Origin of the sequence: Enterobacter sp. E12, assembly GCF_014596715.2 — a bacterium.
GTDB classification, from domain to species: Bacteria; Pseudomonadota; Gammaproteobacteria; order Enterobacterales; family Enterobacteriaceae; genus Enterobacter; species Enterobacter bugandensis.
This window is the reverse complement of record NZ_CP115601.1, coordinates 808660-832200: the sequence shown is the minus strand read 5'-3', so window position 1 is coordinate 832200 and position 23541 is coordinate 808660. Positions and strand designations below refer to the sequence as shown.

Sequence of the window (23541 nt, the reverse complement as noted above, 5' to 3'; positions counted from 1 at the left end):
CCGAGTCCCCCGTATGTCTGAGTCGAAACGGCTGTTTTTTGCCATTGAATTGCCCACCACCCTACAGCGGCAAATCGTTCGCTGGCGCGCGGAACATTTTCCACCGGAAGCGGGCCGGCCCGTTGCGGCGGCAAACCTGCACCTGACGCTGGCCTTTTTGGGTGACGTGAGCGCCGAAAAACAGCGGGCATTAGCCGCCATGGCCGGGCGTATTGTCCAGCCGGCGTTTACGCTGCACCTTGACGATGCGGGTCAGTGGCTGCGTTCGCGCGTGGTCTGGCTGGGTACGTGCCAGCCGCCGCGCGGGTTGTTACAGCTCGCCAATATGTTGCGCGCGCAGGCAGCGCGCAGCGGCTGTTACCAGAGCCCGCAGCCGTTTCATCCGCACGTCACGCTGCTGCGCGATGCCGGTCAGGCTGTTGCCATTCCGCCGCCGGGTTTTCACTGGGCTTTTCCGGTTAATGAATTCGCGCTTTATGAATCCGTCTTTGCACGGGGACGCACCCGCTACAGGCCGCTACAGCGCTGGACGTTGGGCGACACCACAAGGAATTCCGATGAAGTTTAGTCCTGCACTCCAGTCCGCCACGCTGATCCAACGCTACAAACGCTTCCTCGCCGACGTGGTGACGCCGGAAGGCGAAGAGCTCACCCTGCACTGCCCCAACACCGGCGCCATGACCGGTTGCGCCGCACCGGGTGACACGGTCTGGTATTCCACTTCAGAAAATACTAAACGCAAATATCCCCATACCTGGGAAATAACCGAAACGCAAAACGGGGCGTTTATTTGTGTTAATACTCTGCGTGCAAATCAGCTGGTTAAGGAAGCGCTGACGAATGGCGCCATTCCCGAACTAGTGGGTTACGGTACGCATAAAACAGAAGTGAAATACGGCGATGAAGGCAGCAGAATTGACTTCATGTTACAGGCGGAAGGCCGTCCTGAGTGCTATATTGAAGTAAAATCAGTGACGTTAGCGGAACAGGAAAACGGCTTCTTTCCGGATGCGGTAACGCTACGCGGGCAGAAGCATCTGCGAGAGCTAATGAGTGTTGCGGCGGCGGGCAAACGCGCCGTATTGCTGTTTGCGGTGTTGCATACAGCGATTGAACGTTTTTCCCCTGCCCGCCATATCGATCCTAAATACGCACAACTGTTGAATGAGGCACAAAAGCAGGGGGTAGAGGTTTTAGCTTATAAAGCGGAACTTTCTGCCGATAATATGACTCTGAGATCGTCTCTTCCCATTGTCTTATAAGGGATTAGACGATTGATGAATAAGTGTTCTGGCCGCGTGCGCAAATACGCTTTTCCTCACAGGCTTGTCAAGTGTTACGTTTAGATAATTGCCATACGGAAAAGCATCTGCTATTTATAGCGACCTGATTTTTCCCCCAACACGGGGATCGATAGTGCGTGTTAAGGAGAAGCAACATGCAAGAAGGGCAAAACCGTAAAACATCGTCCCTGAGTATTCTCGCCATCGCTGGGGTGGAGCCGTATCAAGAGAAGCCGGGCGAAGAGTATATGAACGAAGCCCAGCTGTCGCACTTCAAGCGTATTCTTGAAGCATGGCGTAATCAACTCAGGGATGAAGTGGATCGCACCGTTTCGCATATGCAGGATGAAGCTGCTAACTTCCCGGATCCGGTAGACCGTGCCGCTCAGGAAGAAGAGTTCAGCCTCGAACTGCGTAACCGTGACCGCGAACGCAAGCTGATCAAAAAGATCGAGAAAACGCTGAAAAAAGTCGAAGACGAAGATTTTGGCTACTGCGAATCCTGCGGTGTTGAAATCGGTATTCGTCGCCTGGAAGCGCGTCCAACCGCCGATCTGTGCATCGACTGTAAAACGCTGGCCGAAATCCGCGAAAAACAGATGGCCGGCTAACGCCAGCGCTGTTTATACACTTCAAAGGCGGGAGTCTCTCCCGCCTTGTTACTGTTGATATGTCTGAATCACACTATATTGGGCGCTTTGCGCCATCTCCTTCCGGTGAATTACACTTCGGCTCATTAATTGCCGCGCTTGGCAGCTACCTGCAGGCTCGCGCCAGTCAGGGTAAATGGCTCGTCCGCATCGAAGATATTGACCCTCCGCGTGAAGTTCCCGGTGCTGCAGACACCATTCTGCGTCAGCTGGAACATTACGGTCTTCACTGGGACGGCGACGTTCTGTGGCAGTCACAACGACATGAGGCTTATCGGGAACGTCTGGCCTGGCTCAGCGCTCAGGGGCTCTCCTATAACTGCACCTGCACCCGCGCGCGTATCCAGAGCGTGGGAGGTGTGTATGACGGCCACTGCCGCACGCTGAATCTTCCCCCGGAAAATGCCGCCGTACGCTTGCTACAGCGCGCGCCCATCACTCGCTTCCACGATCGGCTCTCCGGTGAGATTAGGGCGGATGAACGTCTGGCATGTGAAGATTTTATTATTCACCGTCGTGATGGTCTGTTTGCGTATAACCTGGCGGTGGTCGTCGACGATCATTTCCAGGGCGTGACGGAAATTGTGCGCGGGGCGGACCTGGTCGAACCGACCGTACGGCAAATCTCGCTTTATCATCAGTTTGGCTGGACGGCGCCGGATTACATTCATCTGCCGCTGGCGGTCAATGCGCAGGGCGTTAAGCTCTCCAAGCAGAACCACGCCCCGGCCCTGCCAGACGGCGATCCGCGTCCTGTTTTGATCGACGCGCTGCGATTTCTCAACCAGAATGTAACCAACGAATGGCAGGATCTGCGCATTGACGAATTGCTGAAAATAGCCATTGCCAACTGGACGCTCGCGGCAGTGCCAAAAATCCAGCATTCTCAAATGCGTTGCGCTGAGCTATGATTAGCCGCTTTTTTCATAACAAAACACACTACGAGGTGTACCATTTTTACCCGAGTCGCTAATTTTTGCCGTAAAGTGCTAAGCCGCGAAGAGAGCATGGCGAACGACGCTATTGCACAGCCACACATGTCGGTTATTCCGCGTGAGCAGCACAATATTTCCCGCAAAGATATCAGTGAAAATGCCCTCAAAGTACTCTATCGTCTGAATAAAGCGGGCTACGAGGCCTATCTCGTTGGCGGTGGGGTGCGTGATTTACTGCTGGGCAAAAAACCGAAAGATTTCGACGTGACGACCAGCGCCACGCCCGAGCAGGTGCGTAAATTATTCCGCAACTGCCGTCTCGTTGGCCGCCGTTTCCGTCTGGCTCACGTGATGTTTGGGCCGGAAATCATCGAAGTGGCGACCTTCCGCGGCCACCACGAAGCGGGTGCATCCGACCGCACCACGTCACAGCGCGGCCAGAACGGTATGCTGCTGCGCGACAATATCTTCGGCTCTATCGAAGAAGATGCCCAGCGTCGCGACTTCACCATCAACAGCCTTTATTACAGCGTGGCGGATTTCACCGTGCGTGATTACGTCGGCGGCATGCAGGACCTGAAAGAGGGTCTGATCCGCCTGATCGGCACGCCGGAAACGCGCTATCGCGAAGATCCGGTGCGCATGCTGCGCGCCGTGCGTTTTGCCGCCAAGCTGAACATGCGCATCAGCCCGGAAACCGCAGAGCCGATCCCGCGTCTGGCGACGCTGATTAACGACGTGCCGCCTGCCCGCCTGTTTGAAGAGGCGCTGAAGCTGCTGCAGGCCGGCTACGGGTTCGAAACCTACAATCTGCTGCGCGAATACAACCTGTTCCAGCCGCTGTTCCCGACCATTACCCGTTACTTCACCGAAAACGGTGACAGCCCAATGGAGCGGATGATTGCGCAGGTGCTGAAAAATACCGACACCCGCATCCATAACGATATGCGCGTGAACCCGGCATTCCTGTTTGCGGCAATGTTCTGGTACCCGCTGCTGGAAACGGCTCAAAGAATCACCCAGGAGAGCGGCCTCGCCTATTACGATGCCTTCGCGCTGGCCGCGAACGATGTATTGGACGAAGGGTGCCGCACGCTGGCTATCCCAAAACGTATTACCACGCTGGTGCGCGACATCTGGCAGCTTCAGCTGCGCATGTCCCGCCGTCAGGGCAAACGTGCCTGGAAGCTGATGGAGCATCCAAAGTTCCGCGCCGCCTTCGACCTGCTGTCGCTGCGTGCGGAAACTGAACGCAATCAGGAGCTGCAGCGCCTGGCGCAGTGGTGGGCCGAATTCCAGGTTTCCGCCCCGCCGGAGCAGAAAGATATGCTGACCGGGCTGGATGAAGAACCTGCCCCGCGTCGCCGTCATCGTCGTCCGCGCAAACGCGCACCGCGTCGTGAAGGGACAGCATGACCCTCGCGTATATCGCCATCGGCAGCAATTTAGCCTCTCCACTGGAGCAGGTGAATGCTGCCGTACAGGCGCTGGGTGAGATCCCGCAAAGCCGTATCGTGGCGGTCTCCTCCTTTTACCGCACGCCGCCGCTAGGCCCGCAGGATCAGCCTGATTATCTGAACGCCGCCGTGGTGCTGGAAACTACCCTTGATGCCGAAACGCTGCTGGACAACACCCAGCGCATCGAACTGCAGCAGGGGCGCGTACGCAAAGCCGAGCGCTGGGGACCGCGCACGCTGGACCTCGACATTATGCTGTTTGGAGATGAGGTCATAAACACCGAACGCCTCACCGTTCCGCATTACGACATGAAAAATCGCGGGTTTATGCTCTGGCCGCTCTTTGAAGTTGCCCCCGATCTCATCTTTCCGGATGACATCCCACTCAAGTCCATTCTGGACAGCCTCAAAGCGGAAAAACCTGCCCGCTGGTAACACTCTTCCCTTATCGATTAACCATTAATATTTTGTGGCTAATCGGTTACCTAAAATCATTGTTCCCTCGAATGTTACTGTTAGAATGCGCAAAGATTCGCTTTTGGGCTATCAGGAAACAGTATGAAACCAACCACCATCTCCTTACTGCAGAAATGCAAACAGGAAAAAAAACGCTTCGCCACCATCACCGCGTATGACTACAGCTTCGCCAAACTGTTTGCCGAAGAGGGTATCAACGTCATGCTGGTCGGAGATTCGTTAGGGATGACGGTACAAGGACATGATTCCACCCTGCCGGTCACGGTTGAAGATATTGCATATCACACCCGTGCGGTACGCCGCGGTGCGCCAAGCTGCCTTCTGCTTTCCGACCTGCCGTTTATGGCTTATGCCACGCCAGAGCAGGCATTTGAAAACGCGGCGGCAGTGATGCGCGCTGGCGCTAACATGGTCAAAATTGAAGGCGGCGCCTGGCTGGTGGAGACGGTGAAAATGCTCACCGAACGCGCCGTGCCGGTGTGTGGTCATTTGGGCCTGACCCCGCAGTCCGTCAACATCTTTGGCGGGTATAAGGTGCAGGGCCGCGGCGACGCAGCGCAGACGCTGTTTGAGGATGCCCTGGCGCTGGAAGCCGCAGGCGCCCAGCTGCTGGTGCTGGAGTGCGTGCCGGTTGAGCTGGCGAAACGCATCACCGACGCACTCTCCATTCCGGTGATTGGTATTGGTGCAGGCAACGTGACCGACGGTCAGATTCTGGTGATGCACGACGCCTTTGGTATTACTGGCGGGCATATCCCGAAATTTGCCAAAAATTTCCTCACTGAAGCGGGCGACATGCGCGCTGCGGTCAGGCAGTATATTGCCGACGTTGAATCCGGTGTTTACCCGGGTGAAGAACACAGTTTCCATTAAGGAGTCTCGTTGTGCTAATCATTGAAACCCTGCCGCTGCTGCGCCAGCATATCCGCCGCGCGCGTCAGGAAGGTAAACGTATCGCACTGGTCCCGACCATGGGCAACCTGCATGACGGCCACATGAAGCTCGTCGACGAAGCCCGTGCGCGAGCAGATATCGTGGTGGTCAGTATCTTCGTGAACCCCATGCAGTTTGACCGCGCCGACGATCTGGCACGCTATCCGCGCACTCTTCAGGAAGATTGCGAAAAGCTTAAAAAACGTCATGCGGATATCGTGTTCTCTCCGGCACCTGCCGATGTGTACCCGCAGGGTACGGAAGAGGCGACCTATGTGGATGTCCCGGGGATTTCGACCATGCTGGAAGGTGCAAGCCGTCCGGGCCATTTCCGCGGCGTTTCCACCATCGTCAGCAAGCTGTTCAACCTGGTGCAGCCGGATATCGCCTGTTTCGGTGAAAAAGATTTCCAGCAGCTGGCGCTGATCCGCAAGATGGTTGCCGATATGGGTTACGATATCGAAATCGTCGGCGTGCCGATCGTACGAGCCAAAGATGGCCTGGCGCTCAGCTCACGCAACGGTTACCTGACCGCCGATCAGCGTAAAATCGCGCCGGGCTTAAGCAAGGTGATGAACACCATGGCAGAACAGCTGCTGGCGAAAGAGTTGGCCGCAGAAGAGATCGTCGCCCTTGCAGAGCAGGCGCTTAACGACAAAGGCTTCCGCGCTGATGATATTCAAATCCGCGATGCTGATACCCTGCTTGAGCTGACGGAAACCAGCAAACGCGCGGTGATTCTGGTGGCGGCATGGCTCGGCCAGGCACGCCTTATCGATAATAAAGTGGTTGAGCTGGCGTAGTTCTTTCACCCTTGATAATTATAGGTATACGTAATGATTCGCAAAATGCTGCAAGGTAAGCTTCACCGAGTGAAAGTCACCCAGGCCGACCTGCACTATGAAGGTTCCTGCGCCATTGACCAGGATTTTCTCGACGCGGCGGGTATTCTCGAAAATGAAGCCATTGATATCTGGAATGTGAATAACGGCAAGCGTTTTTCCACCTACGCGATTGCCGCCGAGCGCGGGTCTAAAATTATCTCCGTCAACGGCGCGGCGGCACACTGCGCGGACGTCGGCGATATCGTTATTATCGCCAGCTTCGTCATGATGTCTGATGAAGAAGCGCGCCGCTGGCAGCCCAAAGTCGCTTATTTCGAAGGCGACAACGAGATGAAACGCACCGCGAAGGCGATTCCAGTTCAGGTTGCCTGATTTTTAAAGGGCTGTGGTATTATCACAGCCCTGAATAATAAACACCGCCCCAAAAATATTTATTTTAATAGTGAGCCAGACCTCACACATTAAAATCCATATTGCATTCAAAATACCCCCCCTGCCAATATAGAAAGCACTAACAATTAAACACAACCCTTTGATTCCCTCGTCAAAACAAACATCTTTAAATTTACTTCATTCATTTTATAGCAAAACTTATTTAAAACCACCATGAAACAATAATATATTGAGCCAGTTTTATGCGTTAACCATAAACATCATGAATGATACTTTTTAATAAATGGATATTTAAAATATGTTCAAGAAAACAATTCTGGCTACAAGTGTCGCTGTATTAGCACTGGGTTCTGTTTCTGCAATGGCTTCTGACGTTGGCCTGATTACATTCGATGGCGCAGTAACCGATACCACCTGCGTTATTACCTCTAATAACGGTGTTGATGCCAACAACGTAACGCTAACTCTGCCAGTGGTCAAAAAAGCCGATGTAGAAGGAACCACTGTTGATGCAGGCGTAGGTTCAAAAGAGTTCGAACTGCACCTGAGCAAATGCCCGGAATCCCTGACCAAAGCGTCTGCCACCTTTACCTCTCAGCAGTTCGCTGAACTGTCTAACGGTACGCTGAAAGCTGACCCAACCGTAGCGGGCCATGCCAATAACGTCGCTCTTGCGCTGTACAACAACAGCTCAACCAGCACCGACCGCATCAAAGTGGGTCAGCCGAGCAATAACACCCAGAAAGCCACTCTTACCGCAGGCACGGGTACTCTGGCTTACCGCGTTGCTTATGTCCCTGCAGCAAACTGGGTCGCCACCACCAATCCAGTCAGCGCCGGTAAAGTCAGCAGCAACGTGACCTTTACCATGACCTACGAATAACAATTGATTGTTATTTCATGCGCTCACGGATGAGGTGGGCGCATTTCTTATTTAATGGATGAATATTATGCGCCCTTTTAATACCTGTATTACTGCACTCATGGTTTGTGCCGCTGTGACCGTTTCCCACGCAGCTTATGCCGACATTGTCATTTCAGGCACACGAGTCATTTACCCGGCATCCGCTAAAGACGTCACCGTGAAAATGGAAAACCGCGGCAATAAGCCATTATTGGTACAAACCTGGCTCGATGATGGCCGCGACACAACGAACCCTCAAGAACTCAAACTGCCGTTTATCGTCACGCCACCGGTCTCACGTGTCGATCCTGCCAAAGGACAGACGGTACGTATTACCTGGCTTGGCCAGCCGTTGCCAACAGACAGAGAGACGTTGTACTGGTTCAACGTGCTGGAAGTACCGCCTAAAGCAAAAGCTTCTGAAGAAAATCAAAACATGCTGCAACTAGCGTTTCGCACACGTATTAAAATGTTCTTCCGTCCGGACGGCCTAAAGGGCGACCCGGCAATAGCCGCAGCACAATTGAAATGGTCCCAGCAGGCAAATGAGCTGGTGGCTAAAAATGATTCTCCATTCTACGTCTCCGTCGCCAAAATCGAAACGACCGTCGGCGGGAAGAACATCGAAATAGAGCCGCACGTGGTTGCGCCCTTTACCAGCCAGTCCTTCAGCCTTAAACCAGGCGATTCGGCACGTATTACGAAATTAACCTATACCTCGATTAATGATTTCGGAGGCGCAGAGAAACACGACGTCCCGGTTAATTAGAAAAAATATTAAAAGTTTGCCCATAAATATTAGCAGCTAATGGATTAGTGATAGCAATGTTATTTCGCCGCTCAATTCTTTGTATTGCCATATGCACAGCATTTCAGTCTGCATCTTTCGCGGCTGAAGAAGTTGCTACGCCATCGTCGGGTAATGAAGAGGTCGAATTCAACGATCAGTTCCTCTTTAATACAGGAAACAGTATCGACGTGAGTCGTTTTTCACGCGGAAACCCTATCGTACCCGGCACATTTAAAACTCAGCTGATTTTGAATGGGCAAAAAAAAGCGCTGACAGACTTTACCTTTAAAGATAATGGTACGGTGCGTGCTGCCCCCTGCTTCACGCCAAAAGTATTGATGCAGATGGGCATTAAAGCGGATGCCCTGCAAAATGCGATAGCCAACAAAAAGCCTGAGGAGAGCGATGAAACGCTCTGCATTGATATCAACAAGGCCTTCCCGGGTGCGTCGTGGGATTATAACTCCGGCTCACAGGAATTAACCCTTAGCATGCCGCAAATTTATATCGAGCGACACCCTGGTGGCTATGTTGATCCTTCTCTTTGGGAAGACGGTATTACTGCAGGTATGCTCTCCTACGACCTCAACGCATGGCATTCGGACAGTACAGACGGTGGGCGCGACACCGCTTATGCAGGGTTAAAGTACGGTATCAACATGGGCCCCTGGCGTTTACGCTCACGCGGCACGCTGAACTGGGATGACGCAGAGGGTACCGACTACGCCAGCCAGGATATCTACCTGCAACGCGACATTACGCCATTACGCGCTCAACTCTTGCTGGGTGATTCCTATACCCGCGGCGACACCTTCAACTCAATCAACCTGCGTGGCGTGCGCATGTATAACGACGATCGCATGTTGCCCGGGGGGATTTCAACCTATGCGCCCGTTATTCGTGGCGTCGCTAAAAGTAATGCGAAGGTCACAATTTCTCAAAGCGGAAACAAGATCTATGAATCGACGGTCCCGCCAGGTGCGTTTGAAATTAACGACCTCAGTACGACGGGCTACGGTAGCGATTTGGTTGTCACCATTGAGGAGTCTGACGGCAGCGTGCGCACCTTTTCCGTCCCCTACTCTTCGGTCAGCCAGATGCTTCGCCCCGGATACAGCCGCTGGGACATTGGCGTGGGTGAGCTGAATGACAACGGACTGCGCGATAAGCCGCGTCTGGGCTATGCCACGGGTTATTACGGCCTCAGCAACATTTTCACCGGCTATGCTGGCTTCCAGTATATGGATACGGGCTATTACTCCGGGCTGCTCGGTATAGCCGTGAGCACAGGCGTAGGTGCCTTTGCGCTGGACGTAACGCATTCAGATGCAGACATCGACGGCATCGGCAATCTGACGGGGCAAAGTTACCGTCTCTCCTGGAGCAAACGGCTGGAAGAGACCAACACCTCCTTCAACGTGGCAGCGTATCGCTTCTCAACGGAAGACTACCTGACCCTCAATGATGCGGCATCGCTGACGGAAAGCATTAAATATCGTGACAGAGGCCGTAATCCGGATCATTCGGACAGCGATGTGTATAACCATTTCCAGCGAATGAAAAATCAGGTGCAGATCAACGTAAGCCAGCCGTTGTCGTCAGGAAAAACGGATTATGGTTCGCTGTATATGACCGGAAGCTGGCAGGACTACTGGTCAGAATCGGACTCAACGTCCCAATACTCAATCGGCTACAACAACGCATTCTGGTTGGGCAGCTACAGCGTATCGCTCCAGCGCAGCTACAACGAGTATGGCGATAAAGATGACAGCGTCTATCTGAACATCAGCATTCCTCTGGAAAACCTGCTGGGCCGCGGTAAGAAGCCGGGCGGTTTCTCCAGCGTGAACATGAGCGTCAACTCGGATTTCAAAAACAACTCGACCCTCAATGCCAGCGCGAACGGGAACACAGACGATTACCGCTTTAGCTATAGCGTTAACACCAGTTCCAGCCAGGGTGACAGCAGCGATCTTAACCAGATTGGCGGCTACGGCAGCTACAGCAGCGCGTATGGGCCGCTCAGTATATCGGCCTCCGCCACCGACGACAGTAGCCAGCAGTACTCCCTGAGCTACAGCGGCGGCATGGTGCTGCATTCCGGTGGCATCACGCTCTCCTCGGGCAGCATCGGTGATACCGATACTCTGGCGCTGGTCAGCGCGCCGGGCGCGAAGGGCGCGCAGCTTTCCATTGGCGATGGCGTCATCGGCAGCTCAGGCTACGCGATCATGCCGTATCTGTCGGCTTACCGTGAAAACACCATTGGCATTGATATTTCTAAGCTGGAATCTGATGTGGAGGTGAAGAGCACCAGCTCAATCGCTGTACCGCGCAGCGGTGCGATTGTGCGCGTGGATTTCGAAACCGACCAAAGCCGCTCGCTGCTGCTTGATTTGCACCGCTCTGATAACGGCTTTATTCCGCTGGGCGCTGACGTTCTGAATGAACAGGGGCAATCCGTCGGCTCTGTAGGCCAGGCCGGGCAGGCTTATGTACGCGGTGCGGAAAATAGCGGTCATCTGCGTATTGTCTGGGGCAGTGATGTAGAAAGCGCGTGCACCGTGACCTATACCCTCACCCCTTCAGCCAGGAAGGTGGGTCTGACAACCATGCTGGATAACCAGACCTGTCAGATGTAATCGTTTTTTAACAAGGAGTTAATTTTAATGAAGAAAACAAGCCTAAGCGCGTTGCTTTTCGCGGCACTCAGTTCGCAGGCAATGGCAACGTCCACCAATCTGGATGTGACTTTTACCGCAACTCTGCGTGAAACCACCTGTGATATGGCCATCGAGGGTGGTACCGGCGACGGAAAAAATAATACGATTCCGATCGGTGCGGCAGGTAAAACGGCCCTGTCGGACATTATCAATAAAACAGACGGCGCCAGCACCGCGTTTAAGTTAAAAATTACTGACTGTCCGTCGAGCCTTGCAGCACTGAAGACGACAATTTCAGGCTCGAAATCAGGATACCTTGATACGGCCATCTTAAATGGTGCTACAGCCGGACCAGCTGATTATATGGGGGTCTCCATCGCACGCGCGTCAGCACCTACAGCGCCATTTACCATTAACTCAACTGACGATGCGAAACGCTTAGTCTGGACCACGGCTGAAATTAACAGCAAAGAAGTTCCTCTGGTTGCCCGTCTTGTGGAAACCAAATCCGGCCTGGCGACAACCGGCAGCTTCAGTGCTATAGCCACATTCAACTTCGAATACCAATAAGCGGAAGGAAACGCGACGATGATTAAAAAATCTTTCCCCCTGATTGCACTGGCTGTCTCTGCGGGTCTGTTTAGTGCGGCATCACATGCCATTACCGGCACAAGCAGCGTGCAGGCGACATTCACCTCCACCATTGAAGCGGGCACCTGTACCGCACAAATCCAGAATGCCGGAGGCCAGCCAATCAGCACCCTGGCATTTGGTGACGTCTTCAAATCCGATCTGGTTGCCCAGACGCGCAGTGAACCTTTTAAAATCGCCTTTAGCGGCTGCGCTGGGGTGAAATCTGCAACCGTACAGGCCACCAAGGGAACGGGAGGCAGCTGTTCCGGCGCAGCGTTAACGGGTGACTCTTTTGCTGGTGGACACGAAACTGGCTTTGAAGTGTGGAAAGGTACAGCCGGAACAGGAACGCTGTTGAGCTGTAACACCACGCCCGTGCAGAACGTTACCATCAGTGGCGCAACGGCAAATGTTGATATGGCCGCGCGTATCGTTATCGCTAGCGGTAAAACGATCGCCGATGTCACCACGGGCGACGTCAGCGCGCCGGTGACGTTTGTTGTGACTTACCAGTAATACTGAGCAAGGGCAGAGCAGTCATGTCGCATCCCTATAGAAAACGAGTTTTCGGCAGATATACGCTTCTGGCCGGGCTTATAAGCTGGCACTGGTCTGCCCCCTGCCTGTCCGCAGAGGCAGGCATGGACGTTACGCTTAACGCCAATATTGTTGAAAACACCTGTCAGGTTTCCATTCCTGGCGATGGCAAGATCCACCTGCCTATTGTAGGCAAAAACTGGTTCTACAACGCGGACGGCAGTACGCGTCTGCAGCCGAGCGATGCGGCTTCCGGTACGGCGTTTACGGTTAAGGTCGACAGTTGCCCAGGTGAGGGAACCCAGGTTAACAGGCTGAAATTCAGTTTTCAGCCGCAAAGCAAAACGTGGCCAGCCGATAGTCGACAGATCTTTATTAATGAAACATCCGTTGATGAAGGCGGCGCGGCCAATACCGGCGTGGTTATTTTTTCAACCGACCTGAATACCAACGTGCTTAATACCGATGGCAGTTCAAGCGTTGTATTGAATGCAAAAACTGTATGGGCGACAGAATATGATTTCTACGCCCGCTTGCAGAATTTCGGCCCGGTCAGCGCCGGAAAAGTGACCAGTCGCGTGCTGGTCAACGCCACATATGAATAAATCAGAACAGGAAACAGGATGAGAATGTTCAGAAACATGACAGGACGTTGGTCTTTTCTCTCGTTTATAAAAATGGCGCTTGTAGGCTGGCTAAGTTTACAAGGGCAAGCATGGGCAAAGGAGTGTAAATTTTCCGACGGTGGGGGCGGTACAACCACCCTCGTAAACGGCAGCTATCCACAGGGCATCCGCTGGGCCGCCTGGGATGGCGTGAGTAACATGCGAGAACTGGCCACGTTCGAACTCAACCTTAGCCCGACGCTAACATCAAAATGTACATTCGCAGGGAATGATGGACAGCAGTTAAAGGAAAAAGATCCCAACGACTATACCTACCTTCATGGTCGCGGCCCTCAGGTTGACGGCGGTATGGGTAACTATTATTCCACCAATATTGAAGGCGTTGTATTTTCAGTGAAAATATTCTCCAGCGCAGGCGGGGGCTATTTTGGTGATGGGAATATGGAACCTAGCGGTTGGTCGACACTGGTTAGTCCCGGCCCTGATTACTACTGGGACAATCAAACCTGGAAAGCTAAAGTGACAATCTGGCAGGACGCCCGAGAGTTCCTCTATGCTAACGGCAATCGGAATAATAATCGCTACATTACGCCCGCGGCATCGTTTCCGCTGGGGCAGATGGCGATTGGCACACCTACTGACAGTAATAACCAACCCTGGACATTTATGGTCACACCCACAACCTTCCAGGTTCCCATCGTGACGTCGACCTGCCAGACCGCGCAGCTGGATAAAGGCAATAACATCGATCTGGGCGAATACATGATGTCTGACTTTAACGTATCGCCCCGCACCACCAATTTCCGGGTGCAAATTTTGGGATGCGATAACGTCTGGGCGGTGGATGTAAAACTCCAGGCAAACAAAACCACGGGTTCACAGAATGAATTGCTGGGGAACACGCTGACGGGAGGCGCCGAAGGAGTGGGGGTTCAGCTTTACGCTTACAACTCAACGCCGTTACCGCCTAACGGGCTTGCTTTTACGCGTTATACCACTGCGACAGCGCCAGGGTCCGATTTCGGCATGATGGACTTTTCCGCCCAGCTCGTAAAAGACGGTAAACCGATGAAAGCAGGCGAATTTAAAGCCGTCGCGACCATCAACCTCTCCTACTATTAAGCTACCCCTGCGGCTGATTGCTGATCAGCCGCGACATCGTCTCCAGCGAATCCGTTCTTAATATATACAGGCGTTTCAGTAAGAACGGATTATCCCCCGGCTTCACCTTCCCTTTCACCGTGGTCACCGCCAGATGGAAACCGGCGTCGTTTGCCGCTTTTATCGCTTTATTGTCATAGCCACCAAAAGGATACGACAGATAAAGCACCCGCGGGTTGAACTGCGCCAGCGCGCGGCGGGAGCGCTCAAAATCAAACAGGATCACATGATAGCTGCGGCTCAATAATATGGGGTGTTTATACCCATCCACGCGATGCAGAAAGTGGGTGTGAGACTGAATGTCAAAGACATCCTGGATACTCTTGATCTCCTGGACGCTCATAAACTGCAGTGATTTAGGATCCCACTTCTGCGCATGGCCTTTGATACGTGACGAAATGATAAACGCCGTGGCGTTGAAGCCATATTCTTTCAGAACAGGGTACGCATAGCGGCTGACCGATTTCAGGCCATCATCAAAGGTGATCACCACCGCCTTAGCGGGCAGGTTCATTTTATTACGCACATACCCTTCCAGCTGATACATCGTCAGCGTGGTGTAGCCCTGGTCGCGCAGCCAGGCCATCTGGTTATTGAACGCCCTTACGCTGGTGGTCGTTGAGGTATGTCGAAAGCGCGTGTTTTCTTCATCACGCAAAATATGATGGTAGGTGAGGACCGGAAGCCCGTTATCTTCCTGCGCATCCAGGCTGCTGATCCATGCCAGGCGGTTACCAATACGGATCTGATACCAGGTCTGGTTCAGGCGATCTTTCAGTTTAGTCAGGATCGGATAGCGGAGGTTGGCGCTTAGCGTGCCAAAAGGCGCGCTGCCGCTGCTGGGGGCGTTAAAGACCGGCGTATCTTTCCAGGTAATCAGGTTCTGGTTACTGAGCGGCTTGTTCAGATCGCCCAGGCTGTCTTCAACGCGCTGTTTTCCCTGCACCTCATCCAGATGTCCTTTATCAATAAATCCGGTTCCGAAGCCGAAGCGAAATTCGTAATAATCGGCGGCAGTGGGAACAACGGCTAAGATCTGCCCGGCGCGGATATTGCCGACGTTCACCACGTCGTTACCTACCTGAGCCCAAATGGCAGCATCTTCAGTGGTTTGCATATATCGGGCGGGAAGCCCTTGCTGACTGATCAGACTGGCAGATGCGCCGCCGGATATCAGCAGTAACAGCAGGAAAACAACGCGCATGAGCATGGGATATAAATCGATACGGGAAATCAGTCGCCATTGTAACAAATGCGACATCAATACCAACGTTTAATGCTTATACAGATCGTGAAGCAGGACGAAAGGCGGGTTTTTCTGCTGCTGATGCCACAGGCTACTTAAGCCCGGAACCTGCATATTAACGAGGGTATTGCGAAATTCGGCGCTGCTCAGCGTCTCACGCAGCGGGTACATCGCTTCCAGCAGCGCATAGCTGATGCCGGAAATAACTTCGCAGTTTTCGTGTTTGTGGCTTAACAGCGCGGCGGAACGATAAGGCGCCGCGCCGGACTTATCGGTCAGAAAGATCACGCCATCGCCCGTGTCGGTTTCATGCAGCGCATCGCACATCATGCGGCTCAGCATGTTGGTGCTTAAACCGCGCCAGTAATTCACCGCACGGCATTGCGCCAGCGGACCAAATTTAGCTTCAAGCTTATCCAGCATATCCTGCGCGTGTTCATCGTGGCAGGTGATAACCCATCCCAGCATATCGTCTCTCCTTAGCAGGCGAGTAGTTTATCCAGGTGAAGGTTAGTTTACGGTGATAACTGTCAAAGAAAGTGCCCGGCAACCAGAACGTCACCGGGCAGAAGGTTAGCTACGCAGCCCACGTCCGCGCTGGATCAGATACCAGCACAGCAGGTAGAAGACGATGATGAACACTACCAGCACCGCCACCGTGGTAAACAGCGGCACATCGGTGATGCCGAGGAAGCCAAAGCGGAAACCGCTGATCATGTAGACGATCGGGTTCAGGTGCGACAGCGCCTGCCAGAACGGCGGCAGCAGCGTCAGGGAGTAGAACACCCCGCCGAGATAGGTCAGCGGCGTCAGCACGAAGGTCGGGATCAGGCTGATGTCGTCAAACGTTTTGGCAAACACGGCGTTCAGCAGACCGGCCAGCGAGAAGAGGATCGCCGTCAGGAGCAGGGTCAGAGCCACGAAAAGCCATGAGTGCACCTGGAACGGCACAAAGAACAGCGAAATGGCCGTCACCAGGATCCCAACACACAGACCGCGCGCCACGCCGCCACCGACGTAACCGGCAATGATCACATGCGTTGGCACCGGTGCCACCAGCAACTCCTCAATATTGCGCTGGAACTTGGCGCTGAAGAACGACGACGCCACGTTGGCATAGGCGTTGGTGATCACCGCCATCATGATCAGCCCCGGCACGATAAACTGCATATAAGTAAAGCCGTGCATCTCACCAATCCGGGAGCCAATCAGGTTACCGAAGATGATGAAATAGAGCGTCATCGTGATGACTGGCGGCACCAGGGTTTGCACCCAGATGCGCATAAAACGGTTAATCTCTTTCGCCCAGATACTTTTCAGCGCGACCCAGTAAAGATGCGTCATGCCTTGTCTCCTTGTTTATCCTGCACCAGAGAGACAAACAGCTCTTCCAGTCGGTTCGCTTTGTTACGCATACTTAAAACCTGAATACCCTGCGCGCTCAGCTGGGAGAACACGCTGTTAATGCCCTGCTCGCGCAGCACCTCTACTTCCAGCGTCGAGGTATCGACCAGGCGATACTGATACCCTTCCAGCTTCGGCAGGGCGCTTTTCGCCGCCAGATCCAGAATAAAGGTTTCGGATTTCAGCTTGGAGAGCAGATTCTTCATCGAGGTGTTTTCCACCAGCTCGCCGTGCTGAATGATGCCGATGTTGCGGCACAGCATCTCTGCTTCTTCAAGGTAGTGGGTGGTCAGGATGATGGTGGTGCCTTTGTCATTCAGATCCTTCAGGAAACCCCACATAGAACGACGCAGTTCGATATCCACGCCTGCGGTGGGTTCATCAAGGATTAGCAGCTTCGGCTCGTGCATCAGCGCGCGGGCAATCATCAGGCGGCGCTTCATCCCCCCGGACAACATCCGCGCACGTTCGTTACGCTTTTCCCACAGATCGAGCTGTTTCAGGTACTTTTCGCTACGCTCAAGCGCCTCTTTACGCTCAACGCCGTAATAACCCGCCTGGTTAACGACAATCTGCTGCACCGTCTCAAACGGGTTGAAGTTGAACTCCTGCGGTACCAGCCCCAGCTGGCGCTTGGCGTTTACCACATCTTTTTGCAGGTCGTAACCAAAGACGCTCACCCGTCCGGACGTTTTATTCACCAGCGAGCTGATGATCCCGATGGTGGTGGATTTCCCCGCCCCGTTCGGCCCCAGAAGCGCGTAAAAATCCCCGGCCTCTACTTTTAGATCTATTCCGCGCAGCGCCTGAACGCCGCCCGGATAGGTTTTTTTAAGCTGCTCAAGCTCCAGTGCAATTGCCATGAAATTAACTTACCTTCAGTTCTGACACACGTTGTGTGGTTTCATTAAAAGTCGGGTTACCCTATAGTAGCGCAACGCAATTACTCGGTTACAGGTCGCTAACCTCCATGAACAACATAGATACACTCATCAGCAATAATGCACTATGGTCAAAAATGCTGGTGGAGGAAGACCCCGGATTTTTTGGAAAACTCGCACAAGCCCAGAACCCGCGCTTTCTCTGGATTGGCTGTTCAGACAGCCGCGTACCTGCCGAGCGCCTGACCGGCCTCGAGCCCGGCGAACTGTTTGTTCACCGCAACGTTGCCAACCTGGTGATTCATACCGATCTCAACTGCCTTTCCGTGGTTCAGTATGCCGTTGACGTTCTGCAAGTCGAGCACATCATCATCTGCGGCCACTACGGCTGCGGCGGCGTGCAGGCGGCGGTTGAAAACACGGAGCTGGGGCTCATTGATAACTGGCTGCTCCACATTCGCGATATCTGGTTCAAACATAGCTCACTGCTGGGCGAAATGCCGCAGGAGCGCCGCATGGATACCCTGTGCGAACTCAACGTGATGGAGCAGGTGTATAACCTTGGCCACTCAACGATCATGCAATCGGCGTGGAAGCGCGGGCAGAAGGTCTCGATCCACGGCTGGGCGTACGGTATTCATGATGGTCTGCTGCGCAACCTGGAAGTGACCGCCACCAACCGCGAAACGCTGGAGCAGCGTTACCGTTCAGGCATTGCCAACCTTCAGCTTAAGCACGTAAACCATAAATAAACAAAGCCGGGTGGCGGCTGCGCCTTACCCGGCCTACATGTAACCATTCGTAGGCCCGGTAAGCGCAGCGCCACCGGGCAACAAACCGCAATTACTCGTCCAGCAATACCACTTTCCCAACGTATGGCAGATGACGATAACGCTGCGCGTAGTCAATACCGTAACCGACGACGAACTCGTCCGGGATAGAGAAACCAACAAACTCCACCGGCACCTGCACTTCACGGCGGTCAGGCTTATCCAGCAGGGTGCAAATCGCCAGCGATTTTGGCTCACGCAGGCTCAGGATCTCGCGCACTTTTGACAGGGTGTTGCCGGAGTCAATGATGTCCTCAACGATCAACACATCTTTGCCACGAATATCTTCATCCAGATCTTTCAGGATTTTCACATCACGGGTGGTGGACATGCCGCTGCCGTAGCTGGAGGCGGTCATAAAATCGACCTCATGGGGCACATGCACCTCACGGCACAGGTCTGCCATGAACATGAAAGAGCCACGCAACAGACCGACCAGCACCATTTCGCTGCCGCTGTCCTTGTAATGTTCGGTGATTTGACGACCCAGTTCGGCGATACGCGCTTTGATCTCGGCTTCCGGGATCATCACTTCAACAGTATGTTTCATATTACTAACCAAATGATTTTAATGAAAATCTCTCAATACGGATGAGTTAATATCCAGCACTGATACGCAAGCCAGCCATTATATCAGCAAATGGATAACCCTGGCGTATGAGTTATAAAAAGCAAATATTGTGATTCCGATCACACTTGTTAATACCTATAATTAGTTGCTAGCAAATTATTAACAAAAACTGACGAGTACACTTTCTATGGCTGAAACAAACTCTAAACAGCCGCGTCTACTGGTGACACTAACAGCGTTATTCGCCGCCTTCTGCGGCCTGTACCTGTTAATCGGTGGCGTCTGGCTGGTCGCGATCGGCGGCTCCTGGTACTACCCGATTGCGGGCCTGGTTATGCTTGGCGTAACCGTCCTGCTCTGGCGTAGAAAACAATCTGCACTGTGGCTGTATGCCGCACTCCTTCTTGCCACCATGATCTGGGGCGTCTGGGAAGTCGGCTTCGACTTCTGGGCGCTGACGCCGCGCAGTGACATCCTGGTCTTCTTCGGCATCTGGCTGATCCTGCCGTTCGTCTGGCGTCGCCTGATTGTGCCGTCCAGCGGTGCGGTCACGGCGCTGGTGGTAGCGCTGTTAATCAGCGGCGGTATCCTGACCTGGGCTGGCTTCAACGACCCGCAGGAGATCAACGGTACGCTGAACGCAGAATCGACGCCTGCGGCGGCGATCTCTCAGGTTGCTGACGGCGACTGGCCTGCCTATGGCCGCAACCAGGAAGGTCAGCGCTACTCTCCGCTGAAGCAGATCAACGCGGACAACGTTAAGAACCTGAAAGAAGCCTGGGTATTCCGTACCGGCGACCTGAAGATGCCGAACGATCCCGGTGAACTGACCAACGAAGTGACGCCAATTAAAGTCGGCGATATGCTTTATCTGTGTACGGCGCACCAGCGTCTGTTCGCGCTCGACGCGGCCACCGGTAAAGAGAAATGGCACTTCGATCCGCAGCTGAACTCCAACCCGTCGTTCCAGCACGTGACCTGTCGTGGCGTCTCTTATCACGAAGCGCGCCCGGATAATGCGAGCCCGGAAGTCATTGCCGACTGTCCTCGCCGCATCATGCTGCCGGTGAACGATGGTCGTCTGTTCGCCATCAATGCCGAAACGGGCAAGCTGTGTGAAACCTTCGCCAACAAAGGTATCCTGAATCTTCAGACCAACATGCCGGACACCACGCCGGGTCTGTATGAGCCAACCTCACCGCCAATCATCACCGATAAAACCATCGTGATTGCCGGTTCGGTAACGGATAACTTCTCCACCCGCGAAACCTCCGGCGTTATCCGTGGTTTCGACGTGAACACCGGTAAACTGCTGTGGGCCTTCGACCCGGGTGCGAAAGATCCGAACGCGATCCCGTCTGACGAGCACACCTTTACCTTTAACTCGCCAAACTCCTGGGCGCCAGCGGCGTATGACGCGAAGCTGGACCTGGTCTACCTGCCGATGGGCGTGACCACGCCAGATATCTGGGGCGGTAACCGCACGCCGGAGCAGGAACGTTATGCGAGCGCTATCGTGGCGCTGAACGCGACTACCGGTAAGCTGGCCTGGAGCTACCAGACCGTTCACCACGATCTGTGGGATATGGATATGCCGTCCCAGCCGACGCTGGCGGACATTACCGTTAACGGCAAAACCGTGCCGGTCATTTACGCTCCGGCTAAAACCGGCAACATCTTCGTGCTGGATCGCAGCAACGGTAAGCTGGTTGTGCCTGCCCCGGAAAAACCGGTTCCGCAGGGTGCGGCCAAAGGCGACTACGTCAGCAAAACCCAGCCGTTCTCTGACCTGAGCTTCCGTCCGAAGAAAGACCTCAGCGGTGCAGACATGTGGGGTGCCACCATGTTTGACCAGCTGGTGTGTCGCGTGATGTTCCATCAGCTGCGCTATGAAGGCATCTTCACGCCGCCGTCTGAGCAGGGTACGCTGGTCTTCCCGGGCAACCTGGGAATGTTTGAGTGGGGCGGTATTTCCGTCGACCCTAACCGTCAGGTGGCGATTGCCAACCCAATGGCGCTGCCGTTCGTTTCCCGTCTGATCCCACGCGGTCCGGGTAACCCGATGGAGCAGCCGAAAGACGCGAAAGGCAGCGGGACCGAAGCCGGTATCCAGCCGCAGTATGGCGTACCGTTTGGCGTTACCCTGAACCCGTTCCTGTCTCCGTTTGGTCTGCCGTGTAAACAGCCTGCCTGGGGTTACATCTCCGGTCTGGATCTGAAAACCAACCAGATCGTCTGGAAAAAACGTATTGGTACCCCGCAGGACAGCATGCCGTTCCCGATGCCGGTTCCGGTGCCGTTCAATATGGGTATGCCAATGCTGGGTGGTCCAATCTCCACAGCCGGTAACGTGCTGTTCATCGCGGCAACCGCAGATAACTACCTGCGCGCGTACAACATGACCAACGGTGAAAAACTGTGGCAAGGCCGTCTGCCGGCCGGTGGACAGGCAACGCCGATGACCTATGAAGTGAATGGCAAGCAGTACGTTGTCATTTCTGCGGGTGGTCACGGTTCGTTTGGTACGAAGATGGGCGACTATATTGTCGCGTATGCACTGCCGGACGAAGGCAAATAAAAGCAAAACGGCAACGAAAGTTGCCGTATTTAGCAATCCAGGCCGGGTAAGGCGAAGCCGCCACCCGGCTTTTTTTATACGGTAAAACCGAGCATCATCCCCGTATCTTCATGCTCCAGCAGATGACAGTGCGCCATATAGGCAAACTCTTCAGGCGCTTCGTGGTCGAACTTCACCAGCACCTCGCTGACGCCGCCCTCCACTCTCACCGTATCTTTCCAGCCTGCTCGATGCGCTTCCGGCGCTTTACCGTTCTCAGACAGAATACGGAACTGCGTGCCGTGGATATGGAACGGGTGCAGCATCATGTCCCCTTCCCCTGAAACCACCCAGCGCTCAAACTGCCCCTTCGTGGCGGCAAACATCGGCGTGTTCATATCGAACGCTTTGCCGTTGATCTTGTTGGCGTTGTGGAAATCGAACCCGTGACCGCCGTGATCCATACCGCCCATTTTGCCGTGATCCATATTCATGTGGCCCATCATCTGGCCGTGGTGCATTCCCGCCATGGCCTGATTGCCATACTTTTTCATCAGCGCCTGCATGCCCATCATGTCGAGCATCGGGTCCATGGAGAGCTGAAGCTTACGCTGCGTGAGCCCATCCAGCGACGGGAGAGCTGGCAGCGTGGCTAAGGTGTCCGGCAGCGTACCGGAGGCCGTGACCTTTAGCGGCTGAATGCGCAGCACCGGATGCGGTTTATCAAACGGCGCCACTGCCATCCCCATCTGGCTGACAGGCAGCGTTACCAGGTCAAACGGCTTGCCGTCGCTGATGTCCACCAGCACTTCGAAGCGTTCGCCCATCAGCATCGGCAGCTCGCTTACTTTTACCGGTTCTGGCAGCAGGCCGCCATCGCTTGCCACCACGTAAAGCGGGCGCTTATCGCTGGTGGCGAAGTTCAACGAGCGGGCGTTACAGCCGTTAAGCAAGCGCAGGCGCAGCCAGCCTTTCGGGGCGGCGTGCTGCGGATAGATCGCACCGTTGGCCAGCAGCGTATCGCCAAACCAGCCGACCGCCGCGCTCATCACGTCCAGCTGGTAGTCAATCTGCCCGTCCGCGCTGAATTTTTTGTCCTGCACAATCACCGGCACATCGTCGATACCCCACTGTTTTGGCAGGCACAGGAGACGGCTTTCGTCATCCTCAATCAACACCAGTCCGGCCAGCCCCATTGCCACCTGATGGCCCGTTTTGCCATGCTGATGCGGGTGGAACCAGCAGGTTGCCGCCCGCTGGTCAGGGGTAAAGGTTACGCTGCGTTTACCCCCAGGCTTGATAACGCCCTGGGGACCACCATCCACTTCGCCCGGAACTTCCAGCCCGTGCCAGTGCAGCGTGGTCTCCTCGGCAAGCGTATTGTGGATATCCACCGTCACCGCTTTCCCTTTGCGTAACTGAAGTGCCGGGCCGAGCAGATTGCCGTTGTAGCCCCAGGTAGTAGCGCTGTGCCCGCCGAAGGAGGTTTTACCGGCCTGAACAACGAGTTGAATACGGCTACGGGCGTCTGCGGTCAGTAAGTCAGGAATGGGTAAGGCAGGCCTTTCAGCCGCAAAAACCGCGCGGCTCCAGAGTGGTAATGCGCTGGCAACCCCCAGCACAGCGGAATATTTTAAAAAATCACGACGTTGCATGTTCATTTCCTTATTTCCAGCAGGCGATCTTTTGAGCATAAACCCTCCCCTTACCGGAAGGTCAAGTAACGCGGCAATAATAAAGATCGTCGCACTGGCATCAAGTGTGC

General features: G+C 54.2%; 24 protein-coding genes. 18 read left to right on the top strand and 6 right to left on the bottom strand.

The annotated features are described in order from the left end of the window. The first annotated feature begins 13 nt into the window (after positions 1 to 13). The 16 genes from thpR to IB212_RS03905 all read left to right on the top strand — a co-directional run bounded on the left by thpR (position 14) and on the right by IB212_RS03905 (position 14248). Entirely contained in the window at positions 14 to 568 is a 555-nt protein-coding gene (thpR, locus tag IB212_RS03980) for an RNA 2',3'-cyclic phosphodiesterase (protein WP_041911209.1), read from the top strand. Continuing rightward, positions 558 to 1262 carry a DNA/RNA nuclease SfsA gene (gene sfsA / locus IB212_RS03975; RefSeq protein WP_041911210.1) on the top strand — a complete coding sequence of 235 codons (705 nt, stop codon included), beginning with the start codon at positions 558 to 560 and terminating at the stop codon, positions 1260 to 1262. The genes thpR and sfsA overlap by 11 nt, the downstream gene beginning before the upstream one ends. A 176-nt stretch (positions 1263 to 1438) precedes the next feature. Continuing rightward, the gene (dksA, locus tag IB212_RS03970; RefSeq protein ID WP_013095632.1) at positions 1439 to 1894 is read left to right on the top strand and encodes an RNA polymerase-binding protein DksA; all 456 of its coding nucleotides are present in this window, start codon (positions 1439 to 1441) and stop codon (positions 1892 to 1894) included. A 59-nt stretch (positions 1895 to 1953) separates the two neighbouring features. Beyond that, complete coding sequence (gene gluQRS, locus IB212_RS03965; protein WP_041911211.1) at positions 1954 to 2844, top strand: tRNA glutamyl-Q(34) synthetase GluQRS; 891 nt, start codon at positions 1954 to 1956, stop codon at positions 2842 to 2844. A gap of 42 nt (positions 2845 to 2886) precedes the next feature. Beyond that, positions 2887 to 4284 carry a polynucleotide adenylyltransferase PcnB gene (gene pcnB, locus IB212_RS03960; protein WP_028015552.1) on the top strand — a complete coding sequence of 466 codons (1398 nt, stop codon included), beginning with the start codon at positions 2887 to 2889 and terminating at the stop codon, positions 4282 to 4284. Beyond that, entirely contained in the window at positions 4281 to 4760 is a 480-nt protein-coding gene (folK, locus tag IB212_RS03955; protein WP_041911212.1) for a 2-amino-4-hydroxy-6-hydroxymethyldihydropteridine diphosphokinase, read from the top strand. Before pcnB ends, folK begins: the two co-directional genes overlap by 4 nt. Positions 4761 to 4883: 123 nt before the next feature. Next, complete coding sequence (panB, locus tag IB212_RS03950; protein ID WP_041911213.1) at positions 4884 to 5675, top strand: 3-methyl-2-oxobutanoate hydroxymethyltransferase; 792 nt, start codon at positions 4884 to 4886, stop codon at positions 5673 to 5675. 11 nt (positions 5676 to 5686) lie between these two features. Continuing rightward, the gene (gene panC / locus IB212_RS03945; protein ID WP_041911214.1) at positions 5687 to 6538 is read left to right on the top strand and encodes a pantoate--beta-alanine ligase; all 852 of its coding nucleotides are present in this window, start codon (positions 5687 to 5689) and stop codon (positions 6536 to 6538) included. Between the two features lie 33 nt (positions 6539 to 6571). Continuing rightward, positions 6572 to 6952, top strand: coding sequence for an aspartate 1-decarboxylase (gene panD, locus IB212_RS03940; RefSeq protein WP_003856284.1), 381 nt, complete (start codon positions 6572 to 6574; stop codon positions 6950 to 6952). A 319-nt stretch (positions 6953 to 7271) separates the two neighbouring features. Further along, a complete protein-coding gene (locus IB212_RS03935; protein ID WP_041911215.1) occupies positions 7272 to 7856 on the top strand; it encodes a fimbrial protein in 585 nt (194 codons plus the stop codon). A 100-nt stretch (positions 7857 to 7956) separates the two neighbouring features. Then, positions 7957 to 8646 carry a fimbrial chaperone gene (locus IB212_RS03930; RefSeq protein ID WP_223239617.1) on the top strand — a complete coding sequence of 230 codons (690 nt, stop codon included), beginning with the start codon at positions 7957 to 7959 and terminating at the stop codon, positions 8644 to 8646. A gap of 56 nt (positions 8647 to 8702) precedes the next feature. Next, entirely contained in the window at positions 8703 to 11309 is a 2607-nt protein-coding gene (locus tag IB212_RS03925) for an outer membrane usher protein (RefSeq protein ID WP_188245746.1), read from the top strand. Between the two features lie 27 nt (positions 11310 to 11336). After that, positions 11337 to 11900, top strand: a complete 564-nt coding sequence (locus IB212_RS03920; protein WP_041911218.1) for a fimbrial protein — start codon at positions 11337 to 11339, stop codon at positions 11898 to 11900. Positions 11901 to 11918: 18 nt separating this feature from the next. Continuing rightward, positions 11919 to 12479 carry a fimbrial protein gene (locus IB212_RS03915; protein ID WP_045631169.1) on the top strand — a complete coding sequence of 187 codons (561 nt, stop codon included), beginning with the start codon at positions 11919 to 11921 and terminating at the stop codon, positions 12477 to 12479. A 125-nt stretch (positions 12480 to 12604) separates the two neighbouring features. After that, entirely contained in the window at positions 12605 to 13105 is a 501-nt protein-coding gene (locus IB212_RS03910; protein ID WP_041911219.1) for a fimbrial-like protein, read from the top strand. Positions 13106 to 13129: 24 nt separating this feature from the next. After that, positions 13130 to 14248, top strand: coding sequence for a fimbrial protein (locus IB212_RS03905; RefSeq protein WP_157844798.1), 1119 nt, complete (start codon positions 13130 to 13132; stop codon positions 14246 to 14248). Position 14249: 1 nt separating this feature from the next. Here the strand turns inward: IB212_RS03905 and IB212_RS03900 are convergent, their stop codons facing one another. The 4 genes from IB212_RS03900 to IB212_RS03885 all read right to left on the bottom strand — a co-directional run bounded on the left by IB212_RS03900 (position 14250) and on the right by IB212_RS03885 (position 17800). Beyond that, the gene (locus IB212_RS03900) at positions 14250 to 15497 is read right to left on the bottom strand and encodes a polysaccharide deacetylase family protein (protein WP_047363486.1); all 1248 of its coding nucleotides are present in this window, start codon (positions 15495 to 15497) and stop codon (positions 14250 to 14252) included. A 63-nt stretch (positions 15498 to 15560) separates the two neighbouring features. Beyond that, a complete protein-coding gene (locus IB212_RS03895; protein ID WP_041911222.1) occupies positions 15561 to 16001 on the bottom strand; it encodes a PTS sugar transporter subunit IIA in 441 nt (146 codons plus the stop codon). 105 nt (positions 16002 to 16106) lie between these two features. Next, positions 16107 to 16877, bottom strand: coding sequence for an ABC transporter permease (locus tag IB212_RS03890; protein WP_008501945.1), 771 nt, complete (start codon positions 16875 to 16877; stop codon positions 16107 to 16109). After that, positions 16874 to 17800: an ABC transporter ATP-binding protein gene (locus tag IB212_RS03885; RefSeq protein WP_041911223.1), complete on the bottom strand. Its 927-nt coding sequence runs from the start codon at positions 17798 to 17800 to the stop codon at positions 16874 to 16876. Before IB212_RS03885 ends, IB212_RS03890 begins: the two co-directional genes overlap by 4 nt. Positions 17801 to 17907: 107 nt before the next feature. Between IB212_RS03885 and can the strand changes: the two genes are divergently transcribed. Then, positions 17908 to 18570 carry a carbonate dehydratase gene (can, locus tag IB212_RS03880; protein ID WP_008501947.1) on the top strand — a complete coding sequence of 221 codons (663 nt, stop codon included), beginning with the start codon at positions 17908 to 17910 and terminating at the stop codon, positions 18568 to 18570. Between the two features lie 91 nt (positions 18571 to 18661). Here can and hpt read toward each other — a convergent pair whose 3' ends face one another. Next, on the bottom strand, positions 18662 to 19198 hold the full coding sequence (hpt, locus tag IB212_RS03875) for a hypoxanthine phosphoribosyltransferase (RefSeq protein ID WP_008501948.1): 537 nt from the start codon (positions 19196 to 19198) through the stop codon (positions 18662 to 18664). Between the two features lie 208 nt (positions 19199 to 19406). On the opposite strand from hpt, the gene IB212_RS03870 reads away from it, so the two are divergent. Continuing rightward, positions 19407 to 21797, top strand: coding sequence for a glucose/quinate/shikimate family membrane-bound PQQ-dependent dehydrogenase (locus IB212_RS03870; RefSeq protein WP_188245747.1), 2391 nt, complete (start codon positions 19407 to 19409; stop codon positions 21795 to 21797). A gap of 74 nt (positions 21798 to 21871) precedes the next feature. Here the strand turns inward: IB212_RS03870 and cueO are convergent, their stop codons facing one another. Continuing rightward, the gene (cueO, locus tag IB212_RS03865; protein WP_041911226.1) at positions 21872 to 23431 is read right to left on the bottom strand and encodes a multicopper oxidase CueO; all 1560 of its coding nucleotides are present in this window, start codon (positions 23429 to 23431) and stop codon (positions 21872 to 21874) included. Positions 23432 to 23541 lie beyond the last annotated feature (110 nt).